The organism is Nostoc sp. FACHB-110 (assembly GCF_014697425.1).
Lineage (GTDB): Bacteria > Cyanobacteriota > Cyanobacteriia > Cyanobacteriales > Nostocaceae > Nostoc_B.
The window spans coordinates 12,969-30,421 of sequence record NZ_JACJRU010000013.1; the positions used below are offsets into that span (position 1 = coordinate 12,969).

Genomic DNA, 17,453 nt, shown 5'->3' on the forward strand with positions numbered 1-17,453 from the left:
TTTGAGGAACTTGTGAGGACAGATGTAAATATCCTTTAAGGATATAAAAATATATATAGTTAAATTCGGAAAAATGTAGATATTTGTAAAATAAGATTAATTTTAGCTAATTTAGTGACACTATTAATATAGGAAATAAAAATATTTTTTGGTTTTTTAATTTAAAGTTATCGGCTCATTCTCTAACATCATTAAAATCTAGTATTAAATATGAAAATTTTAGTCGTCGAGGATGATGAGTTAAACGCCTATGCACTTACAGCCGTGCTGACTAACCAAAACTATGCAGTGGAGGTAGCAAATGACGGCGAAGTTGCTTGGGAACTAATTCAAACATACGATTATGATTTAGTTTTGTTAGATGTCATGTTGCCGAAGCTAGATGGGATTAGTCTTTGTCGGCAAATCCGCTCCCACAATTTGCAAATGCCCATCCTCTTGTTAACAGGGTGTGATAGTAGCCACGAAAAGGCAATTGGATTAGATGCAGGTGCAGATGATTATGTAGTGAAACCTTTTGCTGAAGAAGAATTAGTCGCCCGTGTCAGAGCTTTATTGCGCCGTGGTGGGACAACATCACAGCCTATTTTAGAGTGGGGAAATTTACGTCTTGATCCTAGTAGTTGTGAAGTCACCTATAGAGACGATTTACTATCATTAACTCCTAAAGAATATGCACTTTTAGAGTTATTCTTACGTAATAGCCGCCGCGTCTTTAGCTGTGGCATGATTTTAGAACATCTGTGGTCGTATGAAGATACACCTGGTGAGGAAGCTGTTCGGACTCATATCAAAGGCTTAAGGCAAAGATTAAAAGCTGTGGGAGCGCCTGGTGATTTGGTTGAAACAGTCTATGGAATTGGTTATCGACTCAAACAGCAAGAAGAAGAAAAAATCTCTGCAACTCCCACCAACGGACATCAAAAAAGCGAAAAGGTTCTCCCATCCAAATCAAAAAATCCCCAGCCAAAAGCAGAAACAGCACCCCAGCCAGCAACACTGAAAGCCATAGCCGGAGTTTGGCAAAGATTTCAAGGAAGAGTGGATGAGCAAGTCAAGGTGCTAGAACAAGCCGCAGCTAGTAGCCAAAAATCTTTAAATTCAGCATTGTTGAGCCAAGCAATTCAAGAGGCGCATACCTTAGCTGGTTCCTTGGGGACATTTGGTTTGGCTGATGGCTCGAAATTGGCGCGCAAAATTGAACAACTACTCAAAACAGGGCCATCTTTAACATCAGAAAATGCGACGAAATTACAAAATTGGGTGAAGTTATTACGTCAAGAAATTCAAGTTAAAGAACAGAATCAGCCAACTTCAACCGCAACTCACGATGAATTACCTTTAGTTTTGGTAGTAGATCGAGATCGCACCTTTAGCGAGCAACTAGCCCAAATCGCTTCCCCACAAGAATTTCAAATCAATATTGCCACTAACCTAAATAGTGCCAGAAATCTGCTATACCGAGAGCATCCTAGCGCAGTGTTACTTGATCCAAGTTTTTCTGAGCAGCAAGAAGATAGTTGGAGTTTTATCGCCGAATTAGCGCAGCGAAAACCGCCTGTACCAGTATTAGTTTTTACCGAGCAAACAGACTTTGCCAATCGCTTACAACTTGCCCGCCACGGCGAACATACATTTTTACAAAAGCCCATGTCTGCTTTGCAAGTAAAAGAGGCGATCGCACACTTCATCCAAAAAGCACCCCAAGCAGAAGCCAAAATCCTCGCCGTAGATGACGATCCCAAAATTTTAGCAGTGTTACAAACTTTACTGACTCCTTGGGGATTACAAGTCATTACTTTAGATGATCCGCGACGGTTTTGGGAAACTTTAGAAACTGTCAATCCCGACTTACTCATTCTCGATGTGGAAATGCCCCACAGCAATGGGATTGAACTATGCCAAGTCGTCAGGAATGACCCTAATTGGAGTGAGTTACCCATCTTATTTTTAACAGTCCACAGCGACGCGGAGATTGTCAATCAAGTCTATAGCGTGGGTGCAGATGATTTTGTCAGTAAACCCATAGTCGGGCCAGAACTAGTAACGCGGATTATTAATCGTTTAGAGCGGATAAAATTGCTCAAACGTATGACCCAAACCCCACCCAAACAAGAGAAAACAGCCGTTACCCCAACTTTATCTCCTCAAGTCGAAACAGAAATTCGGCGAATTAATCGCACACTGCAAACATTAAGTCATTGCAATCAAGTGATAGTGCGTACACAAGATGAACAAGATTTAGTTGAAAGAATTTGCCAAATTCTAGTGGAAGTTGGTGGCTATCGGTTAGCCTGGGTCGGTTTTGCCGAACAAGATAGCGACAAAACTGTTGCTCCGGTAGCGCAATTTGGTTGTGACAATGGCTATTTAGCAAATCTTCAGCTTACTTGGTCAGATACAGTCCACGGTCAAGGGCCGACAGGTACAGCCATTCGGACAGGTCAAATCTCCATCATTCAAAACATTTTGACTGATGAGAGATACGAAGTTTGGCGTTGTCAAGCTCAAGAGCGTGGTTTTGCTGCCTCTATTGCCTTACCTTTAAAAGCTAACGGTGTGGTTTTTGGCGCGTTGAATATTTATGCCACTGAACCGAATGCTTTTGATGCAGACGAAGTGAAACTTTTACGAGAATTGTCTGAAGATTTAGCTTATGGGATTGTAGCATTACGCAATCAACGCGATCGCGCCAAAGTTCAAGCAGCATTACAAGAAAGTCAAGCTAGTTACACCCAACTAGTCGAAATCTGCCCCGAAGCCATCTTCATTCAAAGCGAAGGCAAATTTGTGTTTGTCAATGCGGCGGCTATCAAACTGTTTGGTGCTACCAAAGCCAACAACCTTTTAGGTAAACCAGTGCTTGAGTTTGTACATTCCGACTCGCAAGCATCAGTCCAAGAACGCATTCAATATCTTAAAGAAGTTAAACAGCCAGTTCCCTTAAACGAAGAAAAGTTTATCTGCTTGAATGGCAATGTGATTCATCTAGAAGTAGTAGCAGCACCTTGCGAATACCAACAAAAATCAGCGGCGGTTGTGGTAGCGCGCAATATCTCCCATCGCAAACATACCGAAGTGGCTCTGCAAAAAGCCAATAACGAACTGGAAATGCGCGTAGTGGAACGGACTGCCGAATTAATCAAAGTTAACCAACAATTGCAATCAGAACTAGATGAACGCCAACGGGTAGAAGAAGAACTGCGTGTTTCGCAAGTGAAACTCGCCAGAATTTTAGATATAGCTGATGATGCGATTATTTCGATTGACAGCAGCCAACAAATTACTTTATTTAACCAAGGAGCCGAGAAAATCTTTGGCTATTCTGCCCAAGAAGTGATAGGACAGAAACTCGATATCCTTTTACCACTCAGATTTGTCCAATCTCATCGCCACCATGTAGCGGAATTTGGTAATTCTGCGAGTTTAGCGCGACGGATGGGTGAACGCCAAGAATTATTTGGTCAGCGCAAAGATGGCAAAGAATTTCCCGCCGAAGCTTCGATTTCTAAACTCAACATGGGCGAGGAAGTTTACTATACAGTTATTTTGCGTGATGTCACAGAGCGCAAGCAAATCGAGCGAATGAAAGATGAGTTTGTTTCGGTAGTGAGTCACGAACTCCGCACACCTTTAACTTCAATTCATGGCTCTTTGGGAATGCTGACTAGTGGCTTATTAAAACCAGACTCCGAACAAGGCAAACGCTTGCTGCAAATTGCCACAGACAGCACTGAGCGTTTAGTGCGTTTAATTAACGACATTTTAGACATTGAACGCATTGAATCAGGCAAAGTGAAAATGGAGCGGGAAACCTGCAACCTAGAAGATTTGATTCAGTCCGCAGTCAATGTGATGCAGCCGCTAGCCCAAAAAGCACAAGTCAACTTATCTGTTTCTAGCTTATCTGTTAGGCTCTGGGCTGATCCTGACCGAATTGTGCAAACCTTAACTAACTTATTAAGTAATGCAATTAAATTTTCGCCGCCAGGGGAGACAGTCAACTTAGAAATTCAACCACAACAAGACGAGGTAGTGATTCAAGTTAAAGACCAAGGTCGTGGTATTCCCGCCGACAAACTTGATAGTATCTTTGAACGGTTTCAACAAGTTGACTCTTCCGATTCTCGCAACCATGATGGTACAGGCTTGGGTTTAGCCATTTGTAAAAGTATTGTTCAACAGCATGGTGGTCAAATTTGGGTAGAAAGTACTGTAGGGGAAGGTAGTACATTTTACTTTACATTGCCTGTACAAAAAACTGCTAAACTTCTCGATGCAGCATTACCCACGCCCCAGTGTCTATTGCCTCATCCTTACTCACCACTGGTTTTAGTTTGTGACGATGACCAAAGCATTCGTAATGAAGTGCAAACCCTCCTCCAACAAGGCGGTTATCGCGTGGTAACAGTTGCTACTGGTGAAGAAGCGATCGCGATCGCCGCCGAACAACGCCCAGATGTAATTTTACTCGATTTACTCATGCCAGGAATGAACGGCTGGGAAACAATGGCAGTTTTAAAAGAACGCGCCGATACCAAAGACATTCCCATTGTGATTTGTAGCGTTTACAAATCCAATACCAATAACAAATCTATGACAGATTTTGTTGATTGGGTGAGTAAACCAGTTCAAGAAAGTTTTCTTTTACAATCACTCAAACAAGTTGTCGCTAAACCTTCTAAACGCGCCCGCATTTTAATTGTGGAAGATGACAACGACTTAGCAGACTTACTAATTACCTTATTTGAACGCCATGATATCGAAACTTGTTTAGCTCAAACCGGACGAGATGCTATTCACCTCAGCCAAGAAGTTACACCAGATTTGTTAATTCTTGACTTGATTTTGCCAGAAATCGATGGTTTTGTGGTAGTTGATTGGTTAAAGCAACACAATCAACTTTGTCATATGCCTGTAGTTGTTTACTCTGCCAAAGACTTAGATGAATCTGAGCGCGAACGCTTGAAGCTAGGACATACAGAATTTTTGACCAAAGGACGAGTCACCACCCAAGAATTTGAACAACGAGTCATGGAACTACTTCAACGGATCACTCAAAATTATGGGGAGTAGGGAATGGGGAAATTCTGTTTAAAGCAGTTTGTGTAGAAATTAAACATAAATCTACTCCCTACTCCCTACCTCCATAAACAGTTTAGAAATAAGCATGATCGCTATTGGTACTTAATCATGACCGCGAAACGGATTCTTGTAGTAGATAACGAGCAGTATATTCAAGAAGTCGCCAAGATTTGTTTAGAAACCGTTGCAGGTTGGGATGTGATGACGGCGAGTTCAGGAAAAGAAGGTATTACTCAAGCTGAAACTTACCAACCAGATGCGATTTTGCTAGATGTGATGATGCCTGATATGGATGGCATTACTACCTTTGAAAAACTCCAAGCCAACGCCGCAACTAAACAAATTCCTGTTATTTTATTAACTGCAAAAATTCAAGCAACTGACCGCCGCCGCTATTCTCAAATGGGTATAGTAACAGCGATCGCTAAACCCTTCAACCCCCTAGAATTAGCTAGCCAAGTAGCTACTGCCCTCGGTTGGCAACTAGAAAACTAGAAAAAACCCTCCGCGTAACTTTGCGTTTACCTTTGCGCCTCTTTGCGTTAAACAATGGTCTTAAGATTGATTACCAAAAAAGCGATCGCATTACACAAGCGATCGCTTTTTGCCTACCTCATCAACAACCGCCGACGCAGCAAATCTAGCGCAGTACACGCGCTTAAATGACGGATAAAAGCGCGCTCGCGCATTGTCCCAAAACGATATTCAAAACTTTTCACTTCATCGTTTGGCCCAGCTAACCCGATATAAACCAAACCCACAGGCTTGGTATCCGTTCCGCCACCAGGGCCAGCAATTCCTGTAATACTCAATCCCCAAGTAGTTTCTAAGCGGCTTTTAACCCCAATTGCCATTTGTTCAGCCACCACAGGGCTAACAGCACCAAATTGCTGTAAATCTTCTGGGTTTACCCCTAATAGCCGCACCTTGGCTGAGTTGTCGTAAGAAATTACCCCACCCCAAAAATAATCAGAACTGCCAGCAATCTCCGTTAACATTTGCCCCAAACCACCACCAGTGCATGATTCTGCCACTGATAAAGTTTCGCTTTGCGATCGCAACAATTCACCAACCACTGAAGCTAAAGTATCATCATCCGCACCATAACAATCCAACCCAGCAATTTCTTTTAGCACTTTCTCCACAGGTGCAATTAGTTCCTCGGCAGCTGCTTCTGAAGGAGCTTTGGCAGAAATTCGCAATCTCACTTCTCCCTTGCCTGCGTAAGGTGCAACTGTCGGGTTGGGTAAGTCAAAATAAGGCGCAACTTTTTCTGCTAAAGCCGACTCTCCAATCCCCCAAAACCTTAAACTCCGGCTATGGATAATTTCTTTACCCCAGCCTTGGTTTTGTAGAAACGGTACTGCTGTTTCTTGCCACATCCTGTACATTTCACTAGGAACACCAGGGAAAGTAAAAATTGTAACTTCCGGACGAGGCTGCCAAATGATCCCTGGTGCTGTGCCTGTGGGATTGGGTAAAATTTCTGCACCTTGGGGAATTAACGCTTGCTTGCGGTTGGTGGGTGTCATCACGCGACCGCGTTGGGCAAATTTGTGAGTGATATCTTCAATAATTTCTGGGCGTTCTACCAAAGGCGCACCGAAAAAATCAGCAATAGTTTCACAAGTCAGGTCATCTGGTGTAGGGCCAAGACCACCAGTAAAAATTAAAATATTTGCTCTGGAAATAGCAATTTCTATAACTTGCTTTAATCTTTCTGGGTTATCCCCAACTACTGTTTGATAATAGTGAGGAATGCCTAGTTGCGCTAATTGTTGGGCAAGATATTGAGAATTACCGTTGAGGATATCGCCTAACAATAGTTCAGTGCCAACACAAATAATTTCTGCACTCATATAACTAAAGCAAAAGGTAAAAGAAAAATACATATACTAATGTATTTCTTTTACCTTGCTAGTTTTTATTTTTGCTGAGAGCGTTTCCAAACTCGCCAACTTGTGTAAGTTAACAACGAAGTAGCACCAAAAGCATAAACAACACCGCTAGGTAGACCAGCTATGGCTAACGCCAAACTGCCAACCCACAGTGTAAGTGTATAAATAAATAAAACTGTCCAACGATGAGATAAACCAGCTTGTAGCAATCGATGGTGCAAATGACATCTATCTGCTACCCACGGCAATCGACCACGACGAATACGTGTCAAAATGACGGCTGACATATCTAAAATTGGTACTGCCAAAATTAAATAAGGCAAAATTACAGCCGTGAAAGCGGGAATTTTAACTAGCCCAATTACACCCACCGCCGCTAAGGTAAACCCCATAAAATAAGACCCGCCATCCCCCATAAAGATTTGTGCGGGGTTAAAGTTATATCGAAGAAAACCTAGTGCTGCACCAGCTAAAGCAGCAGCAATCAGGGCGGCGGCTGGTTGGTGCATAAATAAAGATACGAGCAGCATGACTACAGCCGCAATTCCCGACACACCAGCAGCTAAACCATCTAAACCGTCAATCCAGTTTATGGCGTTAACCATTCCCACCAGCCAAACCACCGTAATCGGCAAACTTAGCCAGCCGAGGTCAACTATACCTACTGTCGGAATGCTAATAAAGTCTATACTGACACCTGCTTTCCACGCACCAGCAGCGACAATCATCTGCAATAGCAACCGTCCCAAGGGAGACAGGCTTAATAAGTCGTCTGTTAAACCAATGAGAAAAAAGCCCAGACCCCCCAAGGTAACACCCCAAATTTGCCATTCTTTGTCGGGTGGTAAATTGGCAAATCCACCTAACCACCAAACAACTAATAAGGAAATCAGCGTACCTGCGAAGATAGAAACTCCTCCCAGGCGTACCATTGGGCGTTCATGAACTTTTCGACCACCTGGTTTATCGACATTTCCACTTTTTATACCAATATTTTTAACATCAGGTGTAGTCCAGAGAACGACTACAGCTGCCACCAAAAAGGCGATCAGATGATAAATCTGCGGAGGCATTTGTATTTTAAATTAAGTAGTTTGTCAGACAAGAATTTGTCGAGGGAAATTCTACTTAATATCTACTACATTTCAGGCTTTTATCAGTATGAGGTTTTGGTTAAGTAACTATGAAGTATGAAGGCTGAAATAAGTGTTTCAGCCTTCATACTTGCTTAATTTCCTATGCTAGGGCTGGTACAGGAATTTGCAAATGGGGGTAGAGGGGGAAGCGATCGCACAGTGCAGCTACCCGACGTTTACAATCAGCTGCGACTGTTTCTGATTCTGGGTTGAGCAGGCGATCGGCAATAATATTACCAATTTCGGTAAACTCTGCTACACCCAATCCTCTAGTCGTCATCGCTGGAGAACCTAGTCTCAAACCACTAGTGACAAATGGCGATTGGGGATCAAAAGGCACGGTATTTTTGTTTGCCGTAATATTTACACCGCTTACTAGTTGATCTGCTTGTTTACCTGTCAAACCGACGGAACGTAAATCTACTAACATCAAATGGTTATCAGTACCATCTGACACTAGTTTTAAGCCTCGGTTTTGCAGTTGAGCCGCTAACGCCCGTGCATTTTCAATCACTTGTGCAGAATAAGTTTTAAACTCTGGCTTTAAGACTTCGCCAAAAGCCACCGCTTTAGCCGCAATTACGTGTTCTAAAGGCCCGCCTTGGCTTCCAGGGAAAACTGATTTGTCCAGCTTTTTACCCAGTTCTGCATCTTTAGTTAAAATTAATCCACCTCTAGGGCCGCGCAGGGTTTTGTGAGTGGTTGTAGTGACAACATCACAATAAGGAAGGGGATCAGGATGTAAGCCAGAAGCCACTAAACCAGCAATATGGGCAATATCAGCTAGTAAATAAGCACCAACTTCATCCGCAATAGAGCGGAATTTTTCAAAGTCAATAATCCGAGGATAGGCAGAATAACCACAAATCAAAAGCTTTGGACGCTCCCTTAACGCCAGCTCTCGAATTTGGTCGTAGTCGAGTTGTTCTGTTTCTTTACTGACACCGTAGTGACTGACTTGGAACCATTTACCGGAAACATTGACAGGCGAACCGTGAGTCAAGTGTCCACCATGAGACAAATCCATCCCCATGATTTTGTCGCCTGGTTCGAGCAAAGTCAGGAAAACTGCAAAGTTAGCTTGCGCGCCGGAATGAGGTTGGACATTAGCATGAGCCGCACCAAACATTTGTTTAGCTCGGTCAATGGCGATTTGCTCGACTTTATCAACAAATTCACAACCGCCATAGTAACGTTTACCGGGTAAACCTTCGGCGTATTTATTAGTTAAAACTGAACCTTGAGCCGCGAGTACTGCCGCAGAGGTAAAGTTTTCACTTGCAATTAACTCCAAGTGGTCACGTTGACGCTGGAGTTCTTCATTTATTAATCCGGCAATGGCGGGATCAGAAGCAGCAAGAAAATCGGAATTAGTCTTAGTCACTTTCACTATCCTTCAGTGGAAATTTACATAATGAGGCTTTTTCTAGAAGTACTTTCTAAGTAATAATTCGCAGCCAAATGTCTACATTGCCAGATTTTTGACTGCTGACTATTCCCTATTGGTAGTAACTGAATTTATTACTTAGATGCCAACTCGATGAAGCCCCATTAATGTGTTAATTATTATAAAGCTCTTTCTGGAACATGAAATTAACACTTGTGAAGAGTGCTGAGTGCTGAAGCGCGGTAGCGGGAGTTGAGCAGCGTGCTGAGTTAAAAGACTCCAAAGATATTGGTAGTAGTGTGCCTAGACTAAAGTAGTGTATAAATATAACTCTTGTAGTGTGGGCAGGAAAACCCGCACCGGACAGGCTAGAAGCCCATCCTACAAGATATTTTTGATGCAGCATTTTCAGCTTGCCACGCCAGTAGGGTATTCAATTTCTCTAGAATATTTATCCCAATTTCTCAAAAGCTGATGAGAATACTTCTTTCATTCTATACTTCAGACTTTTGCTACTAGCTGTAAAAATTTATGTATGAGTTGTTACTCAACAACCCTATCTCCCAAAGAGTCAACATACAATAAGTTTAATAACTAAGAGATTCGCTGTTATTTGCCCTGATTTTTGCAAAAAGGCAGCTTGTTGAGAAAATTTACAGGAGGTATTTGGATGTTAGTCATTGTCATGGACGATCAAATCCTTGCCCCTGAGCAGGTTTGCCAATCTTGTTTACTGGCTGACAGGAGTGGCCAACCCCGTTGGCGTGGTGGTCAATTGCATTGTGGTCAAGCTATTCGCAAACTGACAGAACAACAACCAGAGCAGTACGAGTGTCTCATGGGCTTCCGGGTTGCCCAGATCCAATAACTATAGCTTCTGAGAGATTAGACAACTGCGTTATCCTAGGCTCAAGTAACTCTGAAAATTTTGCCATAGGAGAACGCGAAATGACCTGGCGTGGTTCTACAAATGTTTCTGACCGCATTTTTGCTTGTTTACCTTATTTGCTACCTCTAGTTGAAGTATTAAGTTTTGGCTTTGTTTTATTACAACAATTTCCTGCTCTGGCTGTAGTTTTTGCACCTGTACTGATTGTTTGGTCACTTTACAGACGTGTACGATTTGCAGGAATTATCATTTTCTTTGCTTTATGGTTGTTAGTTGTGAGAAACGAAAAGATTTCTCATTTCGTTCGCTTCAACACCATGCAAGCGATTTTGTTAGATATCATTATCTTTTTGTGTGCCATCCTGACTGATATTGTGGGTTTAATTCCCAGTGGAGATTTTGCTATTCAAACTTTATATAGCACTATTTTCCTCGGCATTGTTGCAGCAGTAGCATATTCAGTCGTCCAGTCTCTTTTAGGACGTTATGCAGAAATTCCCGCAATTTCTGATGCTGTTTATATGCAGGTGCGGTAAAAAAGGCTGAAGTCTGTTCGCCCTTGGTGTTCCCGCAGGGTAGTCTGAAATGAAGAAACCCGTATAGTGAGCTTTTCAGCAATTTATAGTGGGTGCTTTACGCCTAACGGTCTAGGGGCGAGTGTTTTTACTCAGCACTTTCAACTCAGCACTTGTTACCGGGCGACGATGGTGTTTTCTAGACGACCAATACCTTCAATTTCCACACGGATGCGATCGCCTATATGTAACGGGCCAATACCTAATGGTGTACCCGTTAAGACTACATCCCCGGGGATCAGAGTCATAACCTTACTGATGTAAGAAACTAAAACATCAGGTGGAAAGACCATTTGATCAATCCCCGCAGATTGGGCTGGATTGGGGTTGTCATTGATGAAAGTTTGCAATCTCGCACCTGGATTCAATTCTCGGACAATCCAAGGGCCTAAGGGACAAAACGTATCAAACCCTTTGGCTCTAGTCCATTGACCGTCTTTTTGTTGTAAATCTCTCGCTGTAACATCATTAGCGATCGTATAACCCCAAATTTTGGTTTGGGCTTCTTCTGGGTTACAATCACAAACGCGATCGCCAATTATTAGTGCTAACTCTCCTTCATAATCTACTCGATGAGACTGAGGAGGATACTTGATTTCAGCCTCAGTAGCAATAATTGATGTTGTTGGTTTGAGAAAAATTAATGGCTCACTCGGTACGGAAGTTCCCATCTCTGCTGCGTGGTCTGCATAATTCTTACCCACCGCCACAATTTTTGAGGGCGCGCAAGGGGAGAGAATTTGGTAACTATCGGGGGCTAAAACTAAATCTGTAGGTTGCCCCTGTAACCAAGGTGGAGCGTCCAACACTTGCACATTCAGAGATAGCTGTAGCAATCCATAGTAAATCTTGCCTTCTGGATTTTGAACTCGCACATAGCGTTGTGCCATAGCCTTGATAACATCCTTATTGTCTGCAATTAATAGCTGTGAGCAGGTAGAATCTTCAGTATTTAGAGGAGATTATAGACGAATGACACGCTTGTTAAGCGCAAACCTCTGATATAACTGGCTTGGACAGTGTGGGGTGTGGGTAATCAAGAAGTTCCACATCTTTTTGAGCAACTCAAGTTTAATTGTCTTAAACACTACCCCCTACACCCTGCCCAGACTAGGTTTCACGTTTTCTTAGTGACATTCGATTATAGACCCCTTTGGGAAGCATACCTGTTGGTTTAGCTAATCGCTCAATTAATTTGCTCTTTTTTACTTAAGGTGGAACTCCCTGTTACACCATATTGCCCATAAAGTAGTTTTTGATCAAAGTCGGAATTTTTCAGCCGATTTTGCTGATGACTCACATAAAAAACTGGTAAGATTATAGTTCCTTGTTGCTTTAGATGTTGCAATATACGTTTTTTATTTAAAAAATAAGTATATTTTTACACAAGCAGCCAAACTGTCCAAAAGGTGATTTCCGACTAATGTCTACAGTTTACGAAACAATGTATATCCTGCGTCCTGACCTTAGTGACGAACAGGTAGATCAAGCGATAGCTAAATACCAAACCTTGATTCAAGACCAAGGCGCCGAAAATATTGAAATTCAAAATCGGGGTAAGCGTCGTCTTGCTTATGAAATTAAAAAGCAACGGGATGGAATCTACATCCAAATGAACTACACTGGGCCAGGAACTATTATTGCTCCTTTAGAGCGGGCGATGCGGTTGAGTGAAGAGGTGATTCGCTACTTAACCATTAAGCAAGAAGTTTCCGAAGCAGCAGCAGATAAAGTTGCCGTAACGGCCTAGTACAAAAAGGCAAAAGTAAAAAGAAAAAGTGCTTTTCTTCTCAGCTTTGCACTTATTTCAATTGCTTGATTCACGCCATACTGTATTCAGGACATAATTAAGTACTGAGGAATGAGTATTTGTACTACAAAACTCAGTACTAAATACAGTAAAACAAAAAATTTTTTTACCATTGACTTTTTTCTGCTTCGGTTGGGAATGCTAAATTAACAAGTACTTGCCATAGGCAGTGCGATCGCCGTTATACCTAAGATTAGAAAAGATTCGTCAACGGGAGCTGTAAGCAATTGTGAGCCAAACCGACATATCCAACATCCAAGCTCTCTCAAAAGAAGTTTCGCAACTGCACCAAGAGTTGCAACTGCGGGATCAACTAGTGCAACAGCTATCTCAAGAACTCTTTCGGCTGGTTAAGGGCAATACTAATTTTATGCCCCAGCGTTCTGAATCGGAGCGTGATTTAAGTCAGTTGCAAGCGTTACGCGAACAACTACAAGCTGTTGAGCAACAAGTCACATTTTATCAAGAGCAAATTGCCACTCGTGATGCGGAAATTTATCAACTGCGCCAGTCTGTGCAAGAATTAACAGACCGCAGTCGGATGTTGGAGCAAGTAGTACAAGAATTACCGCAAATTTATCGTCGGAAATTTGAGGAACGTATGGCTCCAGTGAGAGAAAAAGTAGCAAGCTTACAGAGGGAAAATCGCAAACTGCAAGCAGAACTACAAAGTGTCAGTTACCGTTTAGCACTAAAGACCCGCAATTCCAGCCACAGTGGTATTGATTTACCTAACTTTCCGCGGCCTACGACTGGGCAAGCTAACGTTTCTGCTGTGCAGAATGCTTAAAAAATATAGCCTGTGATTACAGGCTCTCAAAATTAGTAATTTTTATAAATTATTCTTCTTAGACAAGATAGAAAATGCCACAGGCTAAAGCCTGTTGGCAAATTTATGAATTTAGGTTGGTGTAAAGAAAAATTATTAGCCCTAGTCTTGTATAGCTTTTGGACAACAGCACTCTGGTGTCAAAAGTTGATGGCCAATACTCGGCTCAATGAAAAAATTTTACTTTGAGACTAGGGTAAGTTGGCGATCGCCATCAATTGCGAAATTCTCAAAAATATAATTGCATTTTGATAACACCAACACTTTATCTACTATAATTAGAGGTTAGCTTGCTAAAGCCAAAGGTTTTTCGTTGACATTATTCAGGATGTCTTCGTAAGTGTTAAAAATCTCAAAAACTGAATCCAACTGAGTCAGTTCTAAAATTAACCTTACAGGAGCTTTGACATTACACAGGACTAAGCGACAACCATTCTGCCGAGCAGTCGTCAACGTCTTCACCAACGGAACTAAGCCAGAACTATCTAGAAAATCTACTTCTGCTAGGTCAATGACCCAGAGTTGTTCTGGTCGTGGTGCTACCTCTGCCATCTGTTCGCTTAAAGTCGTACCACCTTGCAAGTCGATGCTACCTTGGGGTTTGAATAAAACCACTTGCGATGCTTGTGAGATAGTCATGTATTTATCTTGGTAGTTGAACTACTAGGAAAATCAAAAGCGTGACATCAATACAGATATAGTTTCAACGAAATAAAAATGCTTAATTCACAAAGTATATGAGTGAAAGTGGCACAGTTGAAACTAAATGCTTACGTATTGATGCCGTATAATTTATCTTAACTAAACTAAATATAGGCACAAACGCCTAGTAAATTCAGTATCAATAGTATCCTTTACGAGATTTTTATATTTAAATAAGATTTTCATAAATTTTTTATAAAAGATAATTGATTAGTTTCAGCTATTATGCTTATGTGCTAGTAACGGCAAAACAAGTAATAGTCAATACCCAATAAGTTATAAATTACATATCCTCTCGCTGATGAAGTAGAGGGAGTAAAGCGGGCAAAACATTACTTTGATTGACACTCCAGGCACAAACGCGTCAAGATAGAATAAAGGTAAAAAATTGTAAAGGCGGCGGTGCGGGATGTCTCTTGAATTTATTTCACTAGAAAACATCCAGGAATTTGCCCACCAGTATGGTTACTGGGCAATTTTTTTGGGAATTTTGCTAGAAAACTTGGGCATTCCCCTTCCTGGTGAAACCGTAACCCTTGTAGGTGGGTTTTTAGCGGGCAGTAATGAACTGAGTTATTGGTTAGTTTTAAGTGATGCTATTGCAGGTGCTGTAATTGGTAGTGCTTGCGGTTATTGGATAGGTAAATTAGGTGGCTGGCCTTTCCTGGTGCAGATAGGTAAAATATTTAGGATTTCTGACGAAAAATTACAGAATATTAAAGAGCAATTTAGCCAAAATGCGGCTAAAGCAGTGTTTTTTGGCAGATTTTTCGCACTATTGCGAATTTTTGCGGCTCCACTAGCTGGGATAGCCGAAATGCCGTTTCTAAAATTCTTTTTGTATAACCTTGCAGGAGCCAGTATCTGGGCTACTGTGATGGTGACACTAGCTTTTTTTGCTGGCAAAGTCATCTCTTTAGAAGAATTAGTAGCTTGGGTAAGCCAATTTGCGATCGTAGCTTTATTGATTTTAGTAGCTGTGATTGCCATACCCTTGTGGTTGGAATCCCGCCAAGTTAAACGTGCAGCAGGCGAATAAAAATCATAACTAAAAACTAAAAAGGCAAAAGTCATAAGATTTATCTTGGGCTTTTGCCTTTTACTTTGATCAACAAAATCAGCCAGAAAATCTACGTGAGCAGTTTTTTGTGTTAATTGATTCTGATAAGTTAGTAAACTAAATAACTACTGCTAATGCCTTCAAAGCTACCTATCCCGGTGGGAGCGTTGATGAAAGTAGGCACACCTCATTCAAGACAAAGTTATGGCGCTCATAGTTCAGAAATACGGTGGTTCATCTGTCGGTTCAGTCGAACGTATCCAAGCTGTTGCACAGCGTGTATCTAAAACAGTTAAAGCAGGCAACTCCTTAATTGTGGTAGTTTCCGCAATGGGGAAAACCACTGATGGACTCGTCAAACTAGCCAACGAAATTTCCAAAAATCCTAACCGCCGGGAAATGGATATGTTGCTGTCTACGGGTGAGCAGGTAACTATTGCGCTCCTGAGTATGGCTTTGCAAGAGCTTGGACAGCCAGCGATTTCTATGACTGGCGCACAAGTAGGCATTGTTACCGAAGCCGAACACACTCGCGCCCGGATTTTACACATAGAAACCGATCGCCTGCTGCGACATATTCATGAAGGTAAAGTAGTTGTAGTAGCTGGTTTTCAAGGCATATCCAGCACCGGAGAATTAGAAATTACAACTTTGGGACGTGGTGGTTCTGATACTTCCGCCGTTGCTTTAGCAGCAGCAATCGACGCAGACTTTTGTGAAATTTATACAGATGTCCCAGGGATTTTAACGACAGATCCGCGCTTAGTTCCTGAAGCCCAGTTGATGGATGCCATTACTTGTAATGAAATGCTAGAACTGGCAAGCTTGGGGGCAAAAGTCTTACATCCGCGTTCTGTAGAAATCGCCCGGAACTATGGTGTGCCTTTAGTAGTGCGTTCTAGCTGGACGGATGACCCCGGTACTTGGGTAACATCGCTCAAACCCCAACAGAGATCGCTCATTAATTTAGAAATTGCCAAAGCTGTAGATGCAGTTGAGTTTGACACCAACCAAGCCAGGGTAGCTTTGTTGCGCGTACCCGATAAACCAGGGGTAGCAGCTAAGTTATTTGGGGAAATTGCGCGGCAAAATGTAGACGTAGACTTAATTATTCAATCAATTCATGAAGGCAATACTAATGATATTGCCTTTACCGTCACCACACCGATTTTAAAACGCGCTGAAGCAGTAGCCGCAGCGATCGCACCTGCATTGCGAAACCCAGTCAAACCCAATTCCGACGAAGCCGAAGTAATCATCGAGCAAGATGTAGCCAAAGTCAGCATTTCGGGTGCAGGAATGATTGGTCGTCCTGGAGTTGCGGCGCTCATGTTTGCTACCCTCGCTGAAGCAAGCGTAAACATTCAAATGATTTCGACTAGTGAAGTCAAAGTTAGCTGCTTAGTAAACGCCTCAGATTGCGATCGCGCCGTGGCTGCACTGAGTAACGCCTTTGAAATTGCCGCTAAAGGAGAGACAGAGGAAACAATAACTAGAGAGCAAGAGGTAGTCTCCTGTCCCCCGCCCCCTGCTCCCTGCCCTGTTCCCTCCTCCCCTGTGCGCGGTGTCGCCTTAGACTTAAACCAAGCACGTTTGGCGATTCGTCAAGTTCCTGATAAAGCGGGGATGGCGGCGAAGTTGTTTGGGATATTAGCGCAGCACAATATCAGCGTGGATATGATTATTCAATCGCAACGCTGTCGCATCATTGATGGTGTTCCCAAACGGGATATTGCTTTTACAGTTCCACGGATGGATGGAGAAACTGCCCAAAAACTACTTACTCAAGTGGCAGCAGAATTAGGCTGGGGTGAAGTTGTTTTAGATAATGCGATCGCTAAAGTTAGTATTGTGGGTGCAGGTATGGTTGGGCAACCAGGTGTGGCGGCTAAAATGTTTGGAGCGCTCGCACAAAACCAAATCAATATTCAGATGATTGCTACCTCAGAAATCAAAATTAGCTGCGTTGTTGCCCAAGAGCAAGGCGTAAAAGCCTTACAAGCGATTCATGCAGCCTTTGAATTAGCTGGTAGTGAAAAATTTGTCGTCCCAGCTTAGAAGCAAAGTTGGCAATAAGAAACT

General features: G+C 42.3%; 14 protein-coding genes. 9 read left to right on the forward strand and 5 right to left on the reverse strand.

Going from position 1 to position 17,453, the window contains the following annotated elements:
* Positions 1-210 precede the first annotated feature (210 nt).
* From H6G69_RS14385 to H6G69_RS14395, 3 genes are all read left to right on the forward strand, one after another.
* Positions 211-5,076 carry a response regulator gene (locus H6G69_RS14385; RefSeq protein ID WP_190687930.1) on the forward strand — a complete coding sequence of 1,622 codons (4,866 nt, stop codon included), beginning with the start codon at positions 211-213 and terminating at the stop codon, positions 5,074-5,076.
* A 117-nt stretch (positions 5,077-5,193) separates the two neighbouring features.
* Positions 5,194-5,580: a response regulator gene (locus H6G69_RS14390; protein ID WP_190687933.1), complete on the forward strand. Its 387-nt coding sequence runs from the start codon at positions 5,194-5,196 to the stop codon at positions 5,578-5,580.
* Positions 5,562-5,729 carry a hypothetical protein gene (locus H6G69_RS14395; protein ID WP_190687935.1) on the forward strand — a complete coding sequence of 56 codons (168 nt, stop codon included), beginning with the start codon at positions 5,562-5,564 and terminating at the stop codon, positions 5,727-5,729. The genes H6G69_RS14390 and H6G69_RS14395 overlap by 19 nt, the downstream gene beginning before the upstream one ends.
* On the opposite strand, the gene H6G69_RS14400 is transcribed toward H6G69_RS14395, so the two are convergent.
* From H6G69_RS14400 to glyA, 3 genes are all read right to left on the reverse strand, one after another.
* The gene (locus tag H6G69_RS14400) at positions 5,694-6,944 is read right to left on the reverse strand and encodes a competence/damage-inducible protein A (protein ID WP_190687938.1); all 1,251 of its coding nucleotides are present in this window, start codon (positions 6,942-6,944) and stop codon (positions 5,694-5,696) included. The two genes, H6G69_RS14395 and H6G69_RS14400, sit on opposite strands and share 36 nt — an antisense overlap.
* 65 nt (positions 6,945-7,009) lie before the next feature.
* Entirely contained in the window at positions 7,010-8,056 is a 1,047-nt protein-coding gene (locus H6G69_RS14405; RefSeq protein WP_190687941.1) for a glycosyltransferase family 4 protein, read from the reverse strand.
* A gap of 163 nt (positions 8,057-8,219) precedes the next feature.
* Positions 8,220-9,503: a serine hydroxymethyltransferase gene (gene glyA, locus H6G69_RS14410; protein ID WP_190687944.1), complete on the reverse strand. Its 1,284-nt coding sequence runs from the start codon at positions 9,501-9,503 to the stop codon at positions 8,220-8,222.
* Between the two features lie 673 nt (positions 9,504-10,176).
* Here glyA and H6G69_RS14415 point away from each other — a divergent pair.
* On the forward strand, positions 10,177-10,374 hold the full coding sequence (locus tag H6G69_RS14415; protein ID WP_190687946.1) for a hypothetical protein: 198 nt from the start codon (positions 10,177-10,179) through the stop codon (positions 10,372-10,374).
* A gap of 80 nt (positions 10,375-10,454) precedes the next feature.
* Positions 10,455-10,931 carry a Tic20 family protein gene (locus H6G69_RS14420; protein WP_190687949.1) on the forward strand — a complete coding sequence of 159 codons (477 nt, stop codon included), beginning with the start codon at positions 10,455-10,457 and terminating at the stop codon, positions 10,929-10,931.
* Positions 10,932-11,086: 155 nt separating this feature from the next.
* On the opposite strand, the gene H6G69_RS14425 is transcribed toward H6G69_RS14420, so the two are convergent.
* Entirely contained in the window at positions 11,087-11,860 is a 774-nt protein-coding gene (locus tag H6G69_RS14425) for a fumarylacetoacetate hydrolase family protein (protein ID WP_190687950.1), read from the reverse strand.
* A 533-nt stretch (positions 11,861-12,393) separates the two neighbouring features.
* Here H6G69_RS14425 and rpsF point away from each other — a divergent pair.
* Both rpsF and H6G69_RS14435 read left to right on the forward strand, forming a co-directional pair.
* Positions 12,394-12,720: a 30S ribosomal protein S6 gene (gene rpsF / locus H6G69_RS14430; RefSeq protein WP_190687953.1), complete on the forward strand. Its 327-nt coding sequence runs from the start codon at positions 12,394-12,396 to the stop codon at positions 12,718-12,720.
* Positions 12,721-13,009: 289 nt separating this feature from the next.
* Positions 13,010-13,570: an Npun_F5560 family protein gene (locus H6G69_RS14435; protein WP_190687956.1), complete on the forward strand. Its 561-nt coding sequence runs from the start codon at positions 13,010-13,012 to the stop codon at positions 13,568-13,570.
* Positions 13,571-13,894: 324 nt separating this feature from the next.
* Here H6G69_RS14435 and H6G69_RS14440 read toward each other — a convergent pair whose 3' ends face one another.
* Positions 13,895-14,248, reverse strand: a complete 354-nt coding sequence (locus tag H6G69_RS14440; protein WP_190687959.1) for an STAS domain-containing protein — start codon at positions 14,246-14,248, stop codon at positions 13,895-13,897.
* Positions 14,249-14,720: 472 nt separating this feature from the next.
* Between H6G69_RS14440 and H6G69_RS14445 the strand changes: the two genes are divergently transcribed.
* A complete protein-coding gene (locus H6G69_RS14445; RefSeq protein ID WP_190687961.1) occupies positions 14,721-15,350 on the forward strand; it encodes a DedA family protein in 630 nt (209 codons plus the stop codon).
* A gap of 225 nt (positions 15,351-15,575) precedes the next feature.
* Positions 15,576-17,429 (forward strand): aspartate kinase, encoded by a 1,854-nt coding sequence (locus H6G69_RS14450; RefSeq protein ID WP_190687966.1) that lies wholly within the window; start codon positions 15,576-15,578, stop codon positions 17,427-17,429.
* Positions 17,430-17,453: the final 24 nt, after the last annotated feature.

What these genes read in the sequence shown, in the direction of transcription:
- H6G69_RS14405 (WP_190687941.1), bottom strand. Translation starts at nt 8,056, where the DNA reads ATGCCTCCGCAGATTTATCATCTGATCGCCTTTTTGGTGGCAGCTGTA.
- H6G69_RS14425 (WP_190687950.1), bottom strand. Translation starts at nt 11,860, where the DNA reads ATGGCACAACGCTATGTGCGAGTTCAAAATCCAGAAGGCAAGATTTAC.
- H6G69_RS14440 (WP_190687959.1), bottom strand. Translation starts at nt 14,248, where the DNA reads ATGACTATCTCACAAGCATCGCAAGTGGTTTTATTCAAACCCCAAGGT.
- H6G69_RS14450 (WP_190687966.1), top strand. Translation starts at nt 15,576, where the DNA reads ATGGCGCTCATAGTTCAGAAATACGGTGGTTCATCTGTCGGTTCAGTC.
- H6G69_RS14400 (WP_190687938.1), bottom strand. Translation starts at nt 6,944, where the DNA reads ATGAGTGCAGAAATTATTTGTGTTGGCACTGAACTATTGTTAGGCGAT.
- H6G69_RS14420 (WP_190687949.1), top strand. Translation starts at nt 10,455, where the DNA reads ATGACCTGGCGTGGTTCTACAAATGTTTCTGACCGCATTTTTGCTTGT.
- H6G69_RS14390 (WP_190687933.1), top strand. Translation starts at nt 5,194, where the DNA reads ATGACCGCGAAACGGATTCTTGTAGTAGATAACGAGCAGTATATTCAA.
- H6G69_RS14415 (WP_190687946.1), top strand. Translation starts at nt 10,177, where the DNA reads ATGTTAGTCATTGTCATGGACGATCAAATCCTTGCCCCTGAGCAGGTT.
- H6G69_RS14445 (WP_190687961.1), top strand. Translation starts at nt 14,721, where the DNA reads ATGTCTCTTGAATTTATTTCACTAGAAAACATCCAGGAATTTGCCCAC.
- H6G69_RS14385 (WP_190687930.1), top strand. Translation starts at nt 211, where the DNA reads ATGAAAATTTTAGTCGTCGAGGATGATGAGTTAAACGCCTATGCACTT.
- rpsF (WP_190687953.1), top strand. Translation starts at nt 12,394, where the DNA reads ATGTCTACAGTTTACGAAACAATGTATATCCTGCGTCCTGACCTTAGT.